Genomic DNA, 18,217 nt, shown 5'->3' with positions numbered 1-18,217 from the left:
CTTAAGTGAACGGCATTAGCCTAATGGCTGCTTTTTTTTTGATCTCAATATGACTAACTATGCAACTTGTTGACTTAGTATTTCGTCGGCCGGAATTTATTAAATTCACACCGCGGAATTAATGGCGGTAATTAATCATATCTTCTTATGCAACTTTAACGAGAATGTAACTTAATTAAAATATTGTAACTCACAGATCAGCGTTTAGTTGTATACCTGATGTGTGTCGGGTGTTAATGTAATGTTTCGTCTGGACGGTGTAGTGTGAGCTGCTTTAAGTCTTAGGAAAGCAATCAGCTTACGTACCACAGAATGGCGTATTAAAAATTGAATTCGGCCGAAAAGTCGATAACGTATATAAAACCAAGTGCAAAGAATAGTGCACACATAACAACGTTTGGCTTAGGATATTGTCACTGTATGTGAATGGATATTCGCTAAATACCGAAATAAGTGTTGGTGCTCATCCCCCAGAGGAAGATACCTCTACGAGTACTAACATCGACAAGCTATAGATATATGGAGAATAAAATGGCTGGTGTATTGGGAATGATTCTTGCTGGTGGTGAAGGCTCTCGCTTAAGACCTTTAACTGAATCTCGCAGCAAACCCTCGGTTCCTTTCGGTGGTAGTTACCGCTTAATTGATTTCGCTTTGAACAACTTCGTTAATGCTGATCTAATGAAGATCTACGTATTAACACAATTTAAGTCACAGTCACTGTTCCACCATATGAAAAAAGGCTGGAATATCAGTGGTATAACAGACCGTTTTATCGACCCAATTCCTGCGCAAATGCGTAAAGGAAAGCGTTGGTATGAAGGCACAGCAGATGCTATCTACCAAAACATGGGCTTTATGGAGTTGGAAGAACCTGATCAAGTATGTATTTTTGGTTCAGACCATATTTATAAGATGGACATCAAACAGATGCTTGATTTCCATAAAGAGAAGAAAGCGGCTCTAACAGTATCAGCATTGCGCATGCCGCTTGCTGAAGCATCAGAATTCGGTGTTATTGAGGTTGATGCTGACGGCCGTATGATTGGCTTTGAAGAGAAACCTGCAAATCCGAAGTCGATCCCGGGCGATCCAGAATCAGCGCTCGTTTCAATGGGCAACTACGTGTTCGAAGCGAAAGAGCTTTTTGCTGAACTAACGGAAGATGCTGATAGAGAAGGTTCGACACACGATTTCGGCAAAGATATTATTCCAAACATGTTCCCACGTGGTGACGTGTTTGTTTATGATTTCAGCACCAACCGTATTACTGGTGAGAAAGAAGAAGTTTACTGGCGCGATGTAGGTACGATTGACGCGTACTGGCAAGCGCACATGGACCTTCTTAAGAAAGATGCGCCATTCTCGCTATACAACCGTAAATGGCCTCTACACACTTATTACCCGCCACTACCACCAGCTACGTTTACTGATTCGGCAAATGGTCGAATTCAGATCATTGATAGCCTTGTGTGTAGCGGTAGTTATGTACGTGGTTCGCGTATTGAAAAGAGTGTACTGGGCTTCCGCAGCAATATCGCATCAGCGTGTGATATTAGCGAAAGCATCTTACTCGGTGATGTAAAAGTGGGTGAGGGTTGTATCTTGCGCCGCGTTATCATTGATAAAGACGCAGATATCGCACCGGGTACACAGATTGGTGTAAATCTGACAGAAGACAAAAAGCATTACCACGTATCTGACGATGGTGTCGTAGTGATTTCTAAAGGAGCACGAGTTGGTTACTAAGACTCTCTCGGTACTTTTTGTAGCGTCTGAAGTTGAAGGCTTGATTAAAAGTGGTGGCTTGGCTGATGTAGCCAAGGCACTGCCGAAAGCGTTGCAAACACTCGAACAGGACGTTCGAGTGACTATCCCCGCATATAGAAACATTCCAAACATTGATTCAGCAGAAGTTATTTTATCGACTGAACTCGATCATTGGCCTCATACGGCTTATCAAGTTAAAAAACTGAGCGTAGAAGGCGTTCCAGTTTTTGGTATTGAATGTGCCAAGTATTTCGACCGCCCGGAAATGTACGCAGAAAACAATCAAGCTTATGCTGATAACGGAGAGCGCTTCTCGTTCTTTAGTGCAGCCTGTCTTGATATGCTTCCTAAGCTTGGTTTCCAACCGGATATCATTCATGCAAATGACTGGCATACTGGTTTCGTTCCTTTCTTGCTTAAATCGCGTTATCAACAACACGATTTCTTTGAAAATACGCGCAGTGTTATTTCGATTCACAATGCGGTTTTCAAAGGTGTGTTCGCCTACGATGAACTTCAATTCCTGCCAGAGATGCACAGTTACCATGCGCCTGAAGCTTCAGTGAGTGACACTCATGTCACTATGCTAAGAGCTGGAGTGATGTGTGCGGATAAAGTGAACGCAGTAAGTCCTACCTATGCAGAAGAGTTGAAAACGGAATTAGGTAGCCACGGTATGGCTGCAGAATTCCAACACAGATCTGCTGATCTGTTCGGCATTTTGAATGGGTGTGATTATGGGGCTTGGAATCCGGAAACTGATGCTTTCCTTCCTCGTAAATACAAAGCGACCAAGCACAGCATGGCTCGCGGAAAATCAGCTTGTAAGCAAAAACTGCAACAAGATGTAGGTTTACCCGTTGCCGATTGCGCGGTTTATGGCATGGTTTGTCGCTTGACGAATCAAAAAGGTGTTCATTACTTACTGCCTATCATCGAACAGTTTTTGAAAAATGATCTTCAGATCGTGATTGTCGGTACTGGCGATCCGGTTTTGGCGAGTCAATTGAAAGAGCTATCAGCGCTTCACTCAGATAAGTTCTCGTTCGTAGAAGCGTACAATAATGAACTTGCGCACTTGGTTGAAGCAGGCTCTGATTTCTTCTTGATGCCTTCGGAATTTGAACCGTGTGGCTTAAACCAAATCTACAGCATGGCTTACGGTACTTTGCCGATTGTTCGTTCTGTGGGAGGTTTAAAAGACAGCGTGAATGATTACGATGAAGATCCTGAAGTCGCGACTGGGTTTGCTTTTGAAGAGCCAACACCGCAGGCGTTATTGGCTGTGTTACATCGTTCATTACTGCTTTATGCACAAAACCCATCTGAAATTAAGCGTGCTCAGCTTTATGCGATGCAGCAAGATTTTAGTTGGGAAGATGCGGCTAAAGAATACCTAGCTATGTATCATTCAGCATTTTAACTTGTTGACTTAGCTTTAAAGTTAGCTGGCGAGCAACTGCCGCTCGAACTAAATGAAGGCGCTCTAATTGTAGAGTGCCTTTTTGTTTCCTGGTCAGAGCACATCACGTTTACGAAGACAAAGCTTGCAAACTCATTTTAGTCAGGTAGAAAAGGTGAGGTAGGTATTCACATGACTAATGATAGGTTTGACACTATTATCACTTAAAGTTCTTAATAGCGTGGTATCCTTAGTCATCGCCTCGTGATGAGGCATAGCTCCATTCCAATAATTAAAGCGATAGGTATGTCTGAGAGTTTACTATTTCATAAAACATTTACTCACCCTACGAGCGATGAGTGGGTTGTATTTGTGCATGGCGCAGGAGGCAGTTCCTCCATCTGGTTCAAGCAGATCAAAGCGTATAAACAGCATTTCAACTTACTTCTCATTGATCTGAGAGGGCACGGTAAATCAGACAATATACTTAAAGGGCTGATTTCGAATCGTTATACGTTCAAATCGGTGACGCTTGATATTCTTAAAGTGTTAGACCATCTTAAGATCCGTTCTGCACATTTCGTTGGCATGTCTTTGGGCACGATTATTGTGCGTAACGTTGCCGAACTGGCGGCTGGCCGTGTACGTTCAATGGTACTGGGTGGCGCTGTCACCAAGCTAAACACTCGCTCTCAAGTGTTAATCAAGTTGGGTAACCTCAGCAAGCACATCATTCCTTACATGTGGTTATACAGCCTTTTTGCTTATGTTGTGATGCCACAAAAAAGCCAAAAAGAGTCTCGTCACCTTTTTATCCGCGAAGCCAAAAAACTGTGCCAGAAAGAATTTAAACGCTGGTTTATCTTAACAGCTGATGTAAACCCCTTGATGAAATATTTTAAAGATAGAGAGCTACCAATACCGACTCTTTATTTGATGGGTGAACGTGACTACATGTTTATTAAGCCTGTAAAAGAAATGGTTGCAGCGCATGAATCGAGCGAGCTAGTAGAAATCCCGAATTGTGGACACGTGTGTAACGTGGAAAACCCTGAAGAGTTTAATCAGCGTTCGATTGCGTTTATTCAAAAACAAATTCAGTGATTTTCTAGGCGTGAAATCAAAGATGATGAGTTAATCGAATTGAAATAAAAACGGGAAGCTAACTTTAGCTTCCCGTTTTTAATTGGAGGAGGTATCTGACCGAATCGTTCTATCAGGTCACTGAAACCCTGCTATTCAGGTGAGGCAGCACCGCACTGCCAGCAAGAGCCGAATTGCGCTTCGTTGACTTCATGACACTCACCACAACGCCACTCTTCATAGATGATCGAATCTTGCTGCTTTTGGTAGTCATTGACGAGCATGCGAGCTTTACTGGCCAATTCTGGCTCATATAACCATACGTAAGGGTCAGTTTCTTCGGTGAATGGGATTTCCCCCTTTAATCCGAACAACCCCTCACCACGGACTTCACAGGCAACATTCTCGCTTTCTAATAATCCACAGATGATATGAGCTTCTGTCGGATTCGATGCACTGAAGATTTTCATTGAAATAGAACCTTATTCGGCTATCTGTGTTATTTAGCTATTATAAATTATTCAGCTACGGGTGCTGAGCGAAACTTCCCCATCAACCATTTAGCCACTATTGGGAATATACCCAATAACGCAAATGACAATAGTACTGAAGGGGAGACGATGCCCGAAAGTGAATCAATTTCTGCGAGCTGAGTACCAGCATTCAAGAAAACCGCCGTCCCCGGTAACATCCCGATTTGACTCGTAATGTAGTAACGACTCACTGACATCGGTGTTAGACCCATCAATAGGTTGATAAGGAAAAATGGGAATACAGGAATCAGACGCAGAGAAAACAGGTAAAATGCGCCGTCTTTTTCAACCCCCTTGTTAATCGTCGCCAATTTGTCACCAAACTTGGTTTGAATCCAGTCACGCAACAGGTAACGGCTACTTAAGAAAGCTAAGGTCGCACCGATCGCACTTGCGAAAGATACCAGTAGCAAGCTGTTCCAGAAGCCAAATAGCGCGGCCCCCAATAAGGTCACAACAGCGGCACCAGGAATGGAGAAAGCCGTAATCATGACATACGCGACAAAATAGATAGCGGCAGCCGCAATAAAGTTGCTGTCAATGTAGTCATTTAACACAGCTTGTTGGGCCTTAGCATTTTCAAGCGTTAAGTACTGGCCGAAATTGATGCCTAACAGCACGATGGTTATGACCAACACAATACCCAATATCATTTTCTTACTCATTGATACTTCCTCTAAATTTTCAATGCATACCGATAGTATAGATAGACAGGCAAAGCATAGATTAACTTTCACCAGATATAAAAAAAGCCGCAGTAAATGCGGCTTAGTTATGTATATAGATTGCACTGACAAAGTTAATTGACGCGATTGATAAGCTCTTCGCGACGCTGCTGCGGTATAACAGACCAATGTGTTCCATTGATCGCGCCTTCTAGCGCCCAAAGTAGTTCAATACTGACAGAAGACGCATGCGATTCTTTGATGGCGTTAAATGCGTTTACAGAGCCAGATTCATATAAACGTTCGACAGAATCGATCCCTGCCTTTTTCAACATACGCTCGGTAGCGAGTCGAAGATTAGGCAGATCTTTGAGTCGGGTCGGCTTAGCAGAAGACTGCTCAGCTTTTTCTTCTTTAGCAAAACCTAGAGACGTGGTTGCAAGCTGCAAGATTTTCTCTTGGTCTTGCCAGAGGCCTTCAGGTAAAGCGAAATATTTAGTAACGACAGGGAAACCACGTTTTTTGTAGACGTACGGTTGAAACCCTTGTTGTTCGAATTGTTTCGTTGTGCCTTTGTCTGCGCGTATGTGCAACTGGTCATTTACAACCAGAGCAAACATAGTGTCATCAGCAAAAAGACCGAAGCCACCAAACATTGAGCGTGATTTTATTTTTCCTAGGGACTCAAATAACTTCATCGAGTCCTTTAGTATCGGTTTATCCATGTTATTTATCTCGGTGTATTTGAACTACGCCACCAAATAAGCAGGTCCGAGAGATTAGCAAAATGTTGCAATTAAATTGTCAATAAGCCGTAAATTACTAAATTATTAGTAGTTACTGCATTTTGCCATCGGTAACCCCGCTACCATACCAACGAGTGGTTTAGGCCGGAAGCTTTGCGTCTCACTCTTTCGAGTGGTTTGCCCTGTGCGTGACTGATTGAATAGAATAAAGTTTTTGTTGGATGAAGCTCACACTTGATATTTCAAAATGTGATACTGCTTCAATTAATGATCTTTCCGTTGTGCATCTGGGTTCATTGTAGTTGCTGATAAAAAAAGCGCACCTAAAGGTGCGCTTGATGAAATTAAACTCGAATTATCAATTAATTTAACGTCTTAACTGTACTTCGTTCAACAATTTCAGGGTGCATTTCGAAGACGCGTTTTTCGTGGTCTTTGTCTTTGATGCGCTCCAATAGAATTTCGAATGCATTCTTACCAACACGACGTTTTGGTTGGTGAACTGTCGTTAACGGCGGAGAGAAGTATTCAGCGAGTTCGATGTTGTCGTAACCGATCACTGAGATATCTTCAGGAATGCGGATGCCTTTTTCTTGCAGTCGGCTCATTAAGCCGAGTGCCATTGTGTCGTTAAAGCAGAATACCGCCGTTGGACGATCTTCCATCTCAACGATTTGTTCTGCAGCAAGAACAGCCGTATCACACTCGAAGTTGCCTTCGATGATCATATTGTCATCGGCAGAAATTTTAGCTTCGTTAAGCGCGCGCTTGTAACCGGCAATACGTTCAACACATGCTGCTTTGTCTAAGTGGCCACTTAAACATGCAATCTTAGAGTGACCGCGTTCAATAAGGTATTTGGTCGCTAGGTAGCCACCTTCTTCAGAGTTATCGATGATCTTATCAGCTTGAGAACTCTCTGGGCCCCAGTCCATAATAACTTTAGGGATGTCAGCGTGACGGTCTAACATCTCTCTTAGTTCTTCAGTTAGGTCAGAACACATAACTAAGATGCCATCTACACGTTTCTCTGCAAGCATTCGAATGTAGTCACGTTGCTTCTCATAGATACCGCCCGTATTACACAGGATCAAAGTGTAACCTTGACGGTAGCAGTAGCTCTCAACACCATCGATAACTTCAGAGAAGAATAGATTAGTTGATTGAGTCACTAGCATGCCGATGGTGCGTGTTGTATTACACTTCAAGCTACGAGCAACAGCACTTGGTGCATAGTTCAGTTCATCTACGGCTTTGTTTACTTTTTCTTGCGTTGCTTCTGCAACAAAGCGAGTTTTATTGATTACGTGAGAAACGGTTGTTGTTGATACGCCGGCTAAGCGAGCGACATCTTTTATAGTGGCCATGGTTTTATCCTATTAGAAGCTACTTTCCCAAAGTACGGAATAAAGTAGCCGTTAAGCTACCTAACTAAGAGCTTAAATTTGTAGGGCTCTTTGGGTACTAAAAGTGCTAAAAAACAAAAAACCGCTATTGAGCGGCTTGTCTTAACACCGAAATGCTCAAAACTATAATAAGTATAGCATTTCGTGAATGTTTCATATTTTATCGTTTGCGGTCACAATTTTAGACTGACTAGAAATTACTCGCAATAAAATTCACCCGGAAATCCGGGTGAATTGTCACATTCTTCTGAATTTATTTAACGAGTCATCCAATAAGCTATTCACCAGCTAAATATTGAGTGTCTAATTGACAGAATGCGAGTAGCAACGATGAGACGGAGGCGTAGAAACCGAATTCATCAACGTCATGACATTTCACGTTGAACTTTGGTAACCAAGTCAGCAGTTGTTGTTCGATAAACTGCTGTTGAGCGGCAAATGAATTCTCTAGTTCTTCTTCAATATTCGTTTCGTTTGAACGAATGATCAAGTTACCAAGGAAATCGAGTTCGATAGCAATGTGGTCTGCTGGCTCTTTTAGATCTTGGTTCACAACTAAGTTGTGCTTAGCCATGATCTCTTCCATATCTTTTGCTGGCTTATCATTCAAAAGGCCAGTTTCGCCGATATACATTGAAGCGTAAGGAAGAGCGCCGTGCTTATCTGTCTTTAAGAAAAGATCGCAAAAGTCTGCAGACAGTTCTAGCTGAGCATCTTCACGAGTTTGTAGGCGGTTCAGCGCATCCACTAACTTATCAATCGCTGGCTTTAGTGTCTCATTTTCGCCTAAACCAGTTAGGAAAGAACGAATTTCAACAGAGTGGTAGTGATCGAGTTCTTCTTGAGTGAGCTCTTTGGCAAATAAGCTTGATAGCCACCAGTATATTTCTGCTCTTTGCTCGTTGAACGCTTTCGTATCTTTCATTTGTTAGATCCTGACTTAGTCTTGTGATGTTGCTTATATGCATCTTGAAGTCACTTGGGCATAAGCACACCAAGGCTGAATAACAAGGTTATTTGCGAAACGCAAAGTTACTCGTTAGTAGTAATGCCTATATTGAATTGCGATGGACGATAAATAGCAAGGTTTAAGATTGTCTTGTATCAAAAAAAATCCATGTTTCTGGCTTTTATCTTCTGTACCACTAGAATTGTTACTAGTTATGAATAGAATAGTCACTGAAACTATTAAATAAGAAAAGTGGTGTAGATGAGCTATCACGTATTAGTCGTAGAAGATGATGTGGTAACCCGCAGTAAACTGGTTGGATACTTCCAGAACGAGGGTTACACAGTGAGCGAAGCAGAAAGCGGCGCTCAAATGAGAAACGTGTTAGAAGAAAACAACGTTGACCTCATTATGCTGGACATCAACTTACCAGGCGAAGATGGATTGATGCTAACTCGCGAATTACGCAGTCAATCAGACATTGGAATTATTTTAGTTACTGGACGCACGGATAGCATCGACAAGATCGTAGGCCTTGAAATGGGCGCTGACGATTACGTTACTAAACCCTTCGAACTTCGCGAGTTATTAGTTCGAGTTAAAAACCTACTTTGGCGTATCTCTGCTGCTCGTAAAACAGCAGCGGGCGCTGTAGAAGAAACATCAGATGAGTCTGTGGTTCGTTTTGGTGAGTGGACATTTGATATCCCTCGTCGTGCGTTAAGCAAGAACGGCGAACCAGTGAAACTGACCAAAGCAGAATACGAACTGCTAGTGGCTTTGTCTTCTTACCCTAATCAAGTATTAAGCCGCGAACGTATTTTGAATATGATTAGCCACCGAGTGGACGCGCCTAATGACCGTACTATCGACGTATTGATTCGTCGCATGCGTGCTAAAATGGAATTCGACCCTAAGAACCCACAAATCTTTGTGACGGTTCACGGTGAAGGTTACATGTTCGCTGGTGATTGATTTCCTTCGGGAGTGATTAATCAACAACGACATTTAAACGTAAAAAGCCGAGACATCATTGATGTCTCGGCTTTTTTATTACTTAGCTTTTATTGTTAACGACCAGAAAATCTATAAATATTTGGCGACTCGTCTGCTCATATGAGTTTAAAGATTCAATAGGGTTACTGAGGCTGGGCCGCAGAAACGTCACCGTCATCTTCAATTAAGCTGGAAGCTTCTGGAATAACAGGCTCTTCAACAATGTCATTGCTTGTATCTAGCCAATCACGCAGGCTTTGCCAAACCAATCCCATGGTTTCGTGCCAGTAACGCTCAGTCTGCTCAAGGTATAGCGCTTTCGGCATGTACTTTTCCCACGGCTCAACAATACCTTCTTGTGCAAGGTAGTTGGTTGGTGCAGGTAGTGGTTTCATGCCAGCTGAATTGAATTCGTTCAGTGCGCGAGTCATATGGCTCGCTGAAGTCACCAACACCATTCTTTTATTCTTAACGAACGCAGCGGCTTGGCGGGCTTCTTCCCAAGTGTCTTTTGCGGTTTCAAGCAGAATGATGTCGGGCTTTGCTACGCCAAGTGCTAAAGCCACTTTAGCCATCATTCTTGCGTTACTTACTTCAGTGCCTGCGCCATAGCCAGACAAAATGAGTTTTGCACCAGGGTAGAGGCGTAGAATACGAATCCCTTCACTTAAACGCATCAGGCCGGTGCGGCTAAGTTCTGATGTCGGTGGAATTTGGTCGTCTACGACGTGACCACTTCCAAGAACCATCACGTAATCGACGGTTTCATCGACAGGTAAAAATGCGGTGTGTTGCCTTTCCATTGGCATTAAAAGTTGACTAGAAACTGGCTGGAAAGCGATTAGGAAAATACCACATAGGGCTGAGAGGGTGATTAGGCAACCAGTCTTCCTTTTGGTAGTAAACATCACTAGGGCTAAACCCAGAAAAGCGAGAATTAACATTGCTGGCAGTGGCATCAATAGCGAAGACACTACTTTTTTCAGCTCAAACATATCCGAATAGTCCGAAAAAACATCACTTAGTAGTAAAAAGAGACATCGCCTCTTTATTCCTGAAATTCCTGTGACAGAATAGCAGGCACGATAGGACATAATAACTCAAGTAGCCGTGACTGAAGACCGTAATTTCGACGATATTGCCCACAAATTTGCAAAAAATATTTACGGCTCTGACAAAGGAGAGATCCGTCAGATCATCGTATGGGAAGATTTAGAACAAGCTTTGAGCAAGTTTGAGCAATCAGCTTCGCCGCTGCATGTGCTTGATGCTGGAGGCGGTCTTGCGCAGATGTCGCAAAAAATTGCGTCGCTTGGGCATAACGTTTCTCTGTGTGATCTCTCTTCTGAAATGCTGAAGCTCGCCGAAGAAAGTATCAGCGAAGCGGGTTTGCTAGAGCAATATCGATTTATTCATTCACCGGTACAAAAAGTCGCAGAACATCTCGATGAGAAAGTCGATTTTGTGATGTTTCATGCCGTAATGGAATGGTTAGCCGATCCTAAAGAGGCGCTTGATTTATTGCTTGAACAAGTTAAGCCAGGTGGTGTTGCCTCGATAATGTTTTACAACCACCACGGATTAGTCCTGAAAAATGTGATTTGTGGCAACATTCCTCATGTATTGAATGGGATGCCACATCGAAAACGGTTTAAGCTGCAACCACAAAAAGGCTTGAAGCCGGAAGAGGTTTATCAATGGATAGAAGACGCTGGTCTAGAAATCTGTGGTAAATCAGGCATTCGCTCTTTCAGTGACTACATAGGTAATATGGAGTACATGGGCGATTACCAATTTGAAGATGTATTGGAACTGGAAAAACAGCTATGTCGCCAAGAGCCATATCTGTCACTAGGCCGTTATATTCACGTTTGGGCTCAAAAACCTGCGCAATAACAGCGGTGAATGTGGTAAAAGAAGCCACAACATGCGCTATGCAATCGTAAGAAGCCCGCGTCATAAAGAAATAGGCGTCATATCTAATACATTCGATATGACGAAGAACAGTAACAGGAACCACAATGAGTGAAATGACTCAAACTGCCGAAGAGCAGCCAATTGATGAGTTGGTGGGCTGGGTCAAGCAGCATGATTTTTCATTAAACTTGCCACCAGAGCGCTTAGCATTTTTGATTGCTATCGCAGTACTAAGCAATGAAAGGTTCGATGAAGAGTTGGGCGAGGGTGAACTGCACGATGCATTTACCATCGTCACTCGACTGTTTGAAGATACTGGCGAAGCGTCCGCGTTTCGTGCCAACAATGCCATCAACGAGTTAGTTAAACAGAAGTTGATTAGCCGCTTTACCAGCGAAATCACCGATGGTGCGAGTATTTATCGCTTATCACCATTGGCGATTGGTATTTCAGATTATTACTTACGCCATCGTCAGTTCTCTAAGTTAAAACTGTCTATCCAGCTTTCTATGGTTGCGGACGAGATGGCAAAAGCCATTGAAGCAGCACAAAAAGGCGGAACTCCAGGACATTGGAGAAAGAATGTTTACGGCGTGCTCAAGTATTCTGTTGGTGAAATTTTCGATCAGATTGATCTTAACCAACGTGTTATGGATGAGCAGCAGCAAACCGTTAAACAGCAAATTGCCGACCTTTTAAACAAGGATTGGCGAGAGGCGATTAACAACTGTGAAACCTTGCTTTCAGAAACCTCGTCCACACTAAAAGAATTGCAAGACACCTTGCAAGCGGCGGGGGATGAACTGCAAACACAGATCCTCGATATTCAAGAAATTGTTTACGGTGACGATGAACTCGAGTTCGTTGGCGAAACCCTGTTCGGCTTGCAGATGAAGCTAGACCGAATCACCAGTTGGGGCCAACAAGCCATCGATTTATGGATCGGCTACGACCGCCATGTTCACAAGTTCATCCGTACCGCGATTGATATGGATAAAAACCGCGCCTTTAGCCAGCGCTTGCGTCAGTCAGTCACTGACTACTTTGATGCGCCTTGGTTATTGACCTACGCCGATGCTGAGAAGCTGACGGATCTTCGTGATGAAGCGCTCGTGCTTCGTGATGACGAAGTGATGGGACAAGCACCAATCGACGTAGAGTACGAAGAATTTGAGCAAGTAAATGACCTGCTTTCAGATCGAATTGCAGAGATGTTAAAAGCTCACAAACAGCAAGGCGCGCCAATTGATCTTGGCCTTGTGTTACGCGATTACCTCGCTGCACACCCTCGCACACACCATTTTGATTTAGCCAGAATTGTTGTCGACCAAGCCGTGCGCTTAGGTTACTCAGAGTCTGACTATCAGGCTATTCAGCCAGATTGGCAGGCAATTAACGATTTCGGTGCAAAGGTACAAGCAAATGTCATTAACAAGTACTGATGATTACATGCCAGAGAAACTGGTAAAAGCGATAGCGAACCCACTGTTCCCTGCGCTAGATAGCATGCTGCGTTCAGGTAAGCATGTTTCAACAGAAGACCTAGATAACCAGGCGTTGCTGTCTGATTTTGAAGTTGAGCTTCAGCATTTCTATCAACGCTACAATACGGAATTGGTAAAAGCGCCGGAAGGTTTCTATTACCTGCGTCCGCGTTCTACGTCTCTGATTGGTCGTAGTGTGTTGTCTGAGCTCGACATGTTGGTTGGAAAGGTGTTGTGTTTCTTATACCTAAGCCCAGAACGTCTTGCTCATGAAGGTATCTTCACCAACCAAGAACTGTTTGATGAGTTGATGTCGTTAGCGGATGAGAAAAAACTCATGAAGCTAGCAACCAACCGTGCGTCTGGTTCTGACCTAGATAAAGAAAAGCTGTTCGAAAAAGTACGTACTTCTCTACGTCGCTTACGCCGTATCGGTATGTTGATTGCGATTGGTGAAACCGGCAAGTTCCGTATCAGCGAAGCGGTATTCCGTTTTGGCGCTGACGTTCGTGTTGGCGATGATATGAAAGAAGCGCAGTTACGTCTTATCCGTGATGGTGAAGCTGTGGTGCATACCCAAGAGCCTAACCAAGGTAGCTTGTTGAATGAAGAACAAGCGGAAGCCACATCAGAAGTAGATGCAGACGTAGACGAAAACGGTCAACAAGACATTTTTAACGATCAAGCTGACTTTGACCTTGAGTCAAATGCTGGCGAACAAACAAAAGTAGAAGGTGAAGCATGATTGAAAGAGGTAAGTATCAATCATTAACCATGGTCAACTGGAACGGCTTCTTTGCGCGTACTTTTGATATTGATGGATTGGTTACAACGCTTTCTGGCGGTAACGGTGCGGGTAAGTCGACCACAATGGCGGCATTCATCACAGCACTGATCCCTGACCAAAGCCTTCTGCATTTCCGTAACACAACGGAAGCGGGTAGCTCACAGTCATCTCGTGATAAAGGCCTTTACGGTAAGCTTCAACCTGGCGCATGTTATGCTGCACTAGATGTTGTGAACTCTCGTAATCAACGCCTATTGTTTGCAGTAAAACTGCAGCAAGTTGCCGGTCGTGACAAGAAAGTAGACATCAAACCGTTCGTAATCCAAGGCCTTCCAAGCCATGTGAAACCAACGGATGTGTTGATTCAGAATGTTTCAGACAGCCACGCTCGCGTATGTCAGTTGAATGATGTGAAAGCGGCGGTAGCGCAATACGAAGGCGCTCATTTTAAAGCCTTCTCTTCGATTGTTGATTACCACTCGCAAATGTTTGAATACGGTGTGGTACCTAAGAAACTGCGTAACAGCAGCGACCGCTCTAAGTTCTACCGTTTGATCGAAGCATCGCTTTACGGCGGTATTTCTAGTGCGATTACGCGTTCTCTGCGCGATTATCTTCTACCGCAAAACGGTGGTGTGAAGAAAGCATTCCAAGACATGGAATCAGCACTGCGTGAGAACCGCATGACGCTAGAAGCGATCAAGACAACTCAGTCGGACCGTGACCTGTTCAAACACTTGATCACTGAATCGACGAACTACGTGGCAGCAGATTACATGCGCCATGCCAACGACCGTCGTAACAAGCTTGATCAAACCATGAAGTTCCGTGGTGAACTGTTTGGTTCGCGTGAAACCTTGCATGATCAAAACAACTTGTTGAACCGTGTTCAAGAAGAATTAGAGCTGTTGGTCGATCAAGAGTCGGCACTAGAGCAAGATTATCAAGCGGCTTCGGATCATCTTCAATTGGTTCAAACTGCACTTCGCCAGCAAGAGAAGATTGCTCGCTATAGCGAAGATCTAGAAGAGCTTAATGAGCGTCTAGAAGAGCAGATGATGGTAGTGGAAGAAGCTCAAGAGCGAGTACTTCTTGCTGAAGAGCAGGCAACCATCACTGAAGAAGAAGTGGATAGCCTGAAAACTCAGCTTGCTGATTACCAACAAGCGTTGGATGTTCAGCAGACTCGTGCACTTCAGTACCAGCAAGCGGTTCAAGCATTAGAGAAAACTAAGCAGTTGCTTGGTGATGAATCGATTACGGCAGAAAGTGCATTAACTCTTGTTTCTGAGCTAAAAGCACAAGAAGAATCAAGCACTCAAGCGCTACTGGCTACTAAGCACAAGCTAGATATGTCTTCTGCAGCTTCAGCACAGTTCGACAAAGCACTGTCTTTAGTTAAGAGCATCGTTGGTGACGTGGAGCGCAAAGAAGCGTCTAGCAGCGCTAAGCAAGCTTTAGAAAAAGGTCGTAACGCAAAACACGTTGTTGAGAACGAACAGCAGTGGCGCGCTCAGCACCGCGACATGGCTCGTGATGTGGCTCAGCAGCGTCAAGCAAAAGAGCTAGCGACTGAATACCAAAAGCAACACAACATCTCACTGACTGACGAAGCGGTTTTCGATGAAGAACGTGAACGTCATGCTATGCAGATCGAGTCTCTTGAGTACGCTCAAGAAGAGCTGCGTGAAGCGAAGAGTGAGCAACGTCGTGTACAACAAAACCACGATCAAGAGATTCAAAAACTTGAGTCTATTGCTCCAGCATGGATCACGGCAAACGATGCGCTTGAAGCATTAAGAGATCAAACCGACGCTGAGCTAGAAGATAGCCAAGCGGTGATGACTCAAATGCAACAAGTGCTTGAAGATGAGAAATCTCAAGCGGTAGCAAAAGATCAGTTGGCTACGCGCCGAGCTGAACTTGAGCACGAAATTGAGCGTTTAGCGTCTCCAGGTGGTTCTAACGATCCTCGCCTCAAAGGCCTAGCGGATACGCTTGGTGGCGTGCTGCTTTCTGAGATCTACGATGATATCACTATTGGTGATGCGCCGTACTTCAGTGCGATGTACGGCCCGGCTCGTCACGCAATTGTGGTTTCTGATCTTGATGGTATTAAAGAGAAGCTGGTGGATCTTGATGATTGTCCAGAAGACCTTTACATCCTAGAAGGCGATGTCGACGCGTTTGATGACAGTTCATTCAATGCCGATGAGCTTGAAGGCGCAGTGTGTGTTCAGCTGAACGATCGCCAAATGCGTTACTCTCGTTTCCCTGAGATCCCACTGTTTGGCCGTGCGGCTCGTGAACAACGTCTAGAGAAATTGCGCGAAGAGCGTGACGTTGTGGTTGAAAACCACGCGAAGGCAGCGTTTGACTCTCAAAAACTGAATCGCCTATACCAAGCATTCAACAGCTTTGTTGCGAAGCACCTGCACGTTGCGTTTAACGCAGACCCAGAGCAAGCACTTGCTGCGATTCGTGATAAGCGTAATCAAATTGTTCGTTCTCTGGCTGAGCTTAACTCTAAAGAGCAGCAGCAACGCAGTCAGCTTCTACAAAGCAAGCAGGCACTTGGTGCGCTAGATAAATTAGCACCAATGGTTCGTATTTTAGAAGACGAAACATTGGCTGAGCGTTTAGCTGAATTAGAAGCGCAACTAGAGCGTTTAAGTGAAGCGAAATCTTACTTGAAGACGCACGGCAAGGCGCTTACTTCTCTAGAACAGTTCGTATCTGCACTAGACGCTGACCCAGAGCAATTCGAAGCTTTGGAAGCAGAGTACCGTCAAGCAGACAACGCGCTACAAACGCTAAAAGGCAAAGTGTTCGCACTGTCTGATCTGATTGAGCGTCGTCATTACTTTGCTTACGCGGATTCTGTTGATTTGCTTAATAAGAGCAGTGAACTGAGCGAGCAACTGAAAGCGAAGTTGGTTCAAGCTGAACAAGCAAGAACCAAAGGCCGCGATGGCTTGAAGCAAGCTCGCGAACAGATGAACCAATACAACCAAGTATTGGCGGCACTGAAGAGCTCACATCAAGCGAAGCAAGAAACGGTTCAAGAGTTCAAACAAGAGCTACAAGAGTTCGGCGTAAACGCTGACGAAGGCGCTGAAGAGCGTGCTGTACGTCGTCGTGACGAGCTTCAAGAGCGTCTGCACACATCTCGCAGCCGTAAGAGTGAATACGAGCGTACGATTACGTCAACTGAACTTGAGATGAAAGCACTGGCTAAGCGTCTTAAGAAAGTTCAAAAAGAGTACACCGAGCTTCGTACTTTCGTTGTTGCAGCAAAAGCAGGCTGGTGTTCAGTACTTCGCTTAGCTCGTGAAAATGATGTTGAACGTCGTCTTCATAAGCGTGAACTGGCTTACCTAACGGCGGGCGAGCTTCGTTCTATGTCGGATAAATCACTGGGTGCTTTACGTCTAGCTGTAGCTGACAATGACGACCTACGTGATTCGCTGCGTCTATCTGAAGACAACGCACATCCAGAGCGTAAGGTTCTGTTCTACATTGCGGTTTATCAACACCTTCGCGAGCGTATTCGCCAAGACATCATTCATACGGATGATCCGGTTGAAGCAATCGAAGAGATGGAAGTTGAGCTCGCTCGATTAACAGAAGAACTGACGCAGCGTGAAAACCGCTTGGCGATCAGCTCTGAGTCGGTAGCAAGCATCATCAAGAAAACGATTCAGCGCGAGCAGAACCGTATTCGAATGCTGAACCAAGGGCTGTCGAACATCTACTTTGGTCAGGTTAAGGGCGTACGTCTGAACGTTAAGATTCGTGAAAGCCACGAGATCTTGCTATCAGGGCTAGCGACTCAGCAAGAGCAACACAAAGACTTGTTTGAATCAACACGCTTTACCTTCTCAGAAGCGATGGCGAAGTTGTTCCAACGTGTTAACCCACATATCGATATGGGTCAACGTTCTCCACAAGTTCTAGGTGAAGAGCTACTGGATTACCGCAACTACCTAGAATTAAGTGTTGAAGTTAACCGTGGTTCAGACGGTTGGTTACAAGCGGAATCGGGCGCACTGTCTACGGGTGAAGCGATCGGTACTGGTCAGTCTATCCTACTGATGGTTGTTCAGAGCTGGGAAGAAGAGTCTCGTCGACTTCGTAGCAAAGACATCGTTCCATGTCGTTTGTTGTTCCTTGATGAAGCAGCTCGTCTGGATGCGAAATCTATCTCTACCTTGTTCGAACTGTGTGACCGTTTAGGTATGCAACTTTTGATTGCAGCACCAGAGAACATTAGCCCTGAGAAAGGCACAACCTACAAACTGGTTCGTAAGGTCTTTAAAGATCACGAGCACGTACATGTTGTTGGCCTGCGCGGTTTTGCTCAAAACAAACCGGCATCCCCAGTTCAAGAGCTTATTGAAGAAGCTGAGCAATAACCTTGATAGCCGAGCAATAAGCTTGATAACTGAGTTATAAGCTCGAAAGCGACTCAATGATATT

14 protein-coding genes and 1 riboswitch are annotated in these 18,217 nt (G+C 44.3%); of the genes, 8 read left to right on the top strand and 6 right to left on the bottom strand.

The annotated features are described in order from the left end of the window. The first annotated feature begins 519 nt into the window (after positions 1–519). From glgC to AB4503_RS17880, 3 genes are all read left to right on the top strand, one after another. Entirely contained in the window at positions 520–1,749 is a 1,230-nt protein-coding gene (gene glgC / locus AB4503_RS17890) for a glucose-1-phosphate adenylyltransferase (protein ID WP_080582251.1), read from the top strand. Further along, entirely contained in the window at positions 1,739–3,193 is a 1,455-nt protein-coding gene (glgA, locus tag AB4503_RS17885) for a glycogen synthase GlgA (protein WP_017070017.1), read from the top strand. The genes glgC and glgA overlap by 11 nt, the downstream gene beginning before the upstream one ends. A gap of 285 nt (positions 3,194–3,478) precedes the next feature. Then, on the top strand, positions 3,479–4,276 hold the full coding sequence (locus AB4503_RS17880; RefSeq protein ID WP_017062100.1) for an alpha/beta fold hydrolase: 798 nt from the start codon (positions 3,479–3,481) through the stop codon (positions 4,274–4,276). Positions 4,277–4,407: 131 nt separating this feature from the next. Here the strand turns inward: AB4503_RS17880 and AB4503_RS17875 are convergent, their stop codons facing one another. From AB4503_RS17875 to torD, 5 genes are all read right to left on the bottom strand, one after another. Beyond that, on the bottom strand, positions 4,408–4,725 hold the full coding sequence (locus tag AB4503_RS17875) for a DUF2007 domain-containing protein (RefSeq protein ID WP_172379750.1): 318 nt from the start codon (positions 4,723–4,725) through the stop codon (positions 4,408–4,410). Positions 4,726–4,772: 47 nt separating this feature from the next. Beyond that, positions 4,773–5,453 (bottom strand): TVP38/TMEM64 family protein, encoded by a 681-nt coding sequence (locus tag AB4503_RS17870; protein ID WP_017062098.1) that lies wholly within the window; start codon positions 5,451–5,453, stop codon positions 4,773–4,775. 134 nt (positions 5,454–5,587) lie between these two features. Continuing rightward, positions 5,588–6,178: a TfoX/Sxy family DNA transformation protein gene (locus AB4503_RS17865; RefSeq protein ID WP_019820997.1), complete on the bottom strand. Its 591-nt coding sequence runs from the start codon at positions 6,176–6,178 to the stop codon at positions 5,588–5,590. A 127-nt stretch (positions 6,179–6,305) separates the two neighbouring features. Beyond that, positions 6,306–6,391, bottom strand: a riboswitch (cyclic di-GMP riboswitch). 170 nt (positions 6,392–6,561) lie between these two features. Then, positions 6,562–7,566: an HTH-type transcriptional repressor PurR gene (purR, locus tag AB4503_RS17860; protein WP_017063507.1), complete on the bottom strand. Its 1,005-nt coding sequence runs from the start codon at positions 7,564–7,566 to the stop codon at positions 6,562–6,564. A gap of 316 nt (positions 7,567–7,882) precedes the next feature. Further along, positions 7,883–8,530 (bottom strand): molecular chaperone TorD, encoded by a 648-nt coding sequence (torD, locus tag AB4503_RS17855; RefSeq protein WP_017062095.1) that lies wholly within the window; start codon positions 8,528–8,530, stop codon positions 7,883–7,885. Between the two features lie 285 nt (positions 8,531–8,815). Between torD and torR the strand changes: the two genes are divergently transcribed. Then, complete coding sequence (gene torR / locus AB4503_RS17850) at positions 8,816–9,529, top strand: two-component system response regulator TorR (RefSeq protein WP_017067841.1); 714 nt, start codon at positions 8,816–8,818, stop codon at positions 9,527–9,529. A gap of 164 nt (positions 9,530–9,693) precedes the next feature. On the opposite strand, the gene elyC is transcribed toward torR, so the two are convergent. After that, a complete protein-coding gene (gene elyC / locus AB4503_RS17845; protein ID WP_372073344.1) occupies positions 9,694–10,545 on the bottom strand; it encodes an envelope biogenesis factor ElyC in 852 nt (283 codons plus the stop codon). Between the two features lie 115 nt (positions 10,546–10,660). Here elyC and cmoM point away from each other — a divergent pair, with 115 nt between their 5' ends. From cmoM to mukB, 4 genes are all read left to right on the top strand, one after another. Then, positions 10,661–11,446 (top strand): tRNA uridine 5-oxyacetic acid(34) methyltransferase CmoM, encoded by a 786-nt coding sequence (cmoM, locus tag AB4503_RS17840; protein WP_017063509.1) that lies wholly within the window; start codon positions 10,661–10,663, stop codon positions 11,444–11,446. Between the two features lie 125 nt (positions 11,447–11,571). After that, positions 11,572–12,909, top strand: coding sequence for a chromosome partition protein MukF (mukF, locus tag AB4503_RS17835; RefSeq protein ID WP_017055049.1), 1,338 nt, complete (start codon positions 11,572–11,574; stop codon positions 12,907–12,909). Further along, positions 12,890–13,696: a chromosome partition protein MukE gene (mukE, locus tag AB4503_RS17830; RefSeq protein ID WP_372115481.1), complete on the top strand. Its 807-nt coding sequence runs from the start codon at positions 12,890–12,892 to the stop codon at positions 13,694–13,696. Before mukF ends, mukE begins: the two co-directional genes overlap by 20 nt. Next, positions 13,693–18,153 carry a chromosome partition protein MukB gene (gene mukB / locus AB4503_RS17825; RefSeq protein ID WP_372115480.1) on the top strand — a complete coding sequence of 1,487 codons (4,461 nt, stop codon included), beginning with the start codon at positions 13,693–13,695 and terminating at the stop codon, positions 18,151–18,153. Before mukE ends, mukB begins: the two co-directional genes overlap by 4 nt. Positions 18,154–18,217 lie beyond the last annotated feature (64 nt).

It is taken from the genome of Vibrio sp. 10N.222.55.B11, assembly GCF_041473705.1.
Lineage (GTDB): Bacteria > Pseudomonadota > Gammaproteobacteria > Enterobacterales > Vibrionaceae > Vibrio > Vibrio crassostreae_C.
The sequence above is the reverse complement of the archived record's forward strand: the minus strand, read 5'-3'. Positions and strand labels throughout refer to the sequence as shown.

Bases quoted from the DNA above. Each gene is read 5' to 3' on its own strand.
- glgC (WP_080582251.1), top strand. From the start codon at position 520: ATGGAGAATAAAATGGCTGGTGTATTGGGAATGATTCTTGCTGGTGGT.
- AB4503_RS17880 (WP_017062100.1), top strand. From the start codon at position 3,479: ATGTCTGAGAGTTTACTATTTCATAAAACATTTACTCACCCTACGAGC.
- AB4503_RS17875 (WP_172379750.1), bottom strand. From the start codon at position 4,725: ATGAAAATCTTCAGTGCATCGAATCCGACAGAAGCTCATATCATCTGT.
- AB4503_RS17870 (WP_017062098.1), bottom strand. From the start codon at position 5,453: ATGAGTAAGAAAATGATATTGGGTATTGTGTTGGTCATAACCATCGTG.
- AB4503_RS17865 (WP_019820997.1), bottom strand. From the start codon at position 6,178: ATGGATAAACCGATACTAAAGGACTCGATGAAGTTATTTGAGTCCCTA.
- purR (WP_017063507.1), bottom strand. From the start codon at position 7,566: ATGGCCACTATAAAAGATGTCGCTCGCTTAGCCGGCGTATCAACAACA.
- torD (WP_017062095.1), bottom strand. From the start codon at position 8,530: ATGAAAGATACGAAAGCGTTCAACGAGCAAAGAGCAGAAATATACTGG.
- torR (WP_017067841.1), top strand. From the start codon at position 8,816: ATGAGCTATCACGTATTAGTCGTAGAAGATGATGTGGTAACCCGCAGT.
- elyC (WP_372073344.1), bottom strand. From the start codon at position 10,545: ATGTTTGAGCTGAAAAAAGTAGTGTCTTCGCTATTGATGCCACTGCCA.
- mukF (WP_017055049.1), top strand. From the start codon at position 11,572: ATGAGTGAAATGACTCAAACTGCCGAAGAGCAGCCAATTGATGAGTTG.
- mukE (WP_372115481.1), top strand. From the start codon at position 12,890: ATGTCATTAACAAGTACTGATGATTACATGCCAGAGAAACTGGTAAAA.
- mukB (WP_372115480.1), top strand. From the start codon at position 13,693: ATGATTGAAAGAGGTAAGTATCAATCATTAACCATGGTCAACTGGAAC.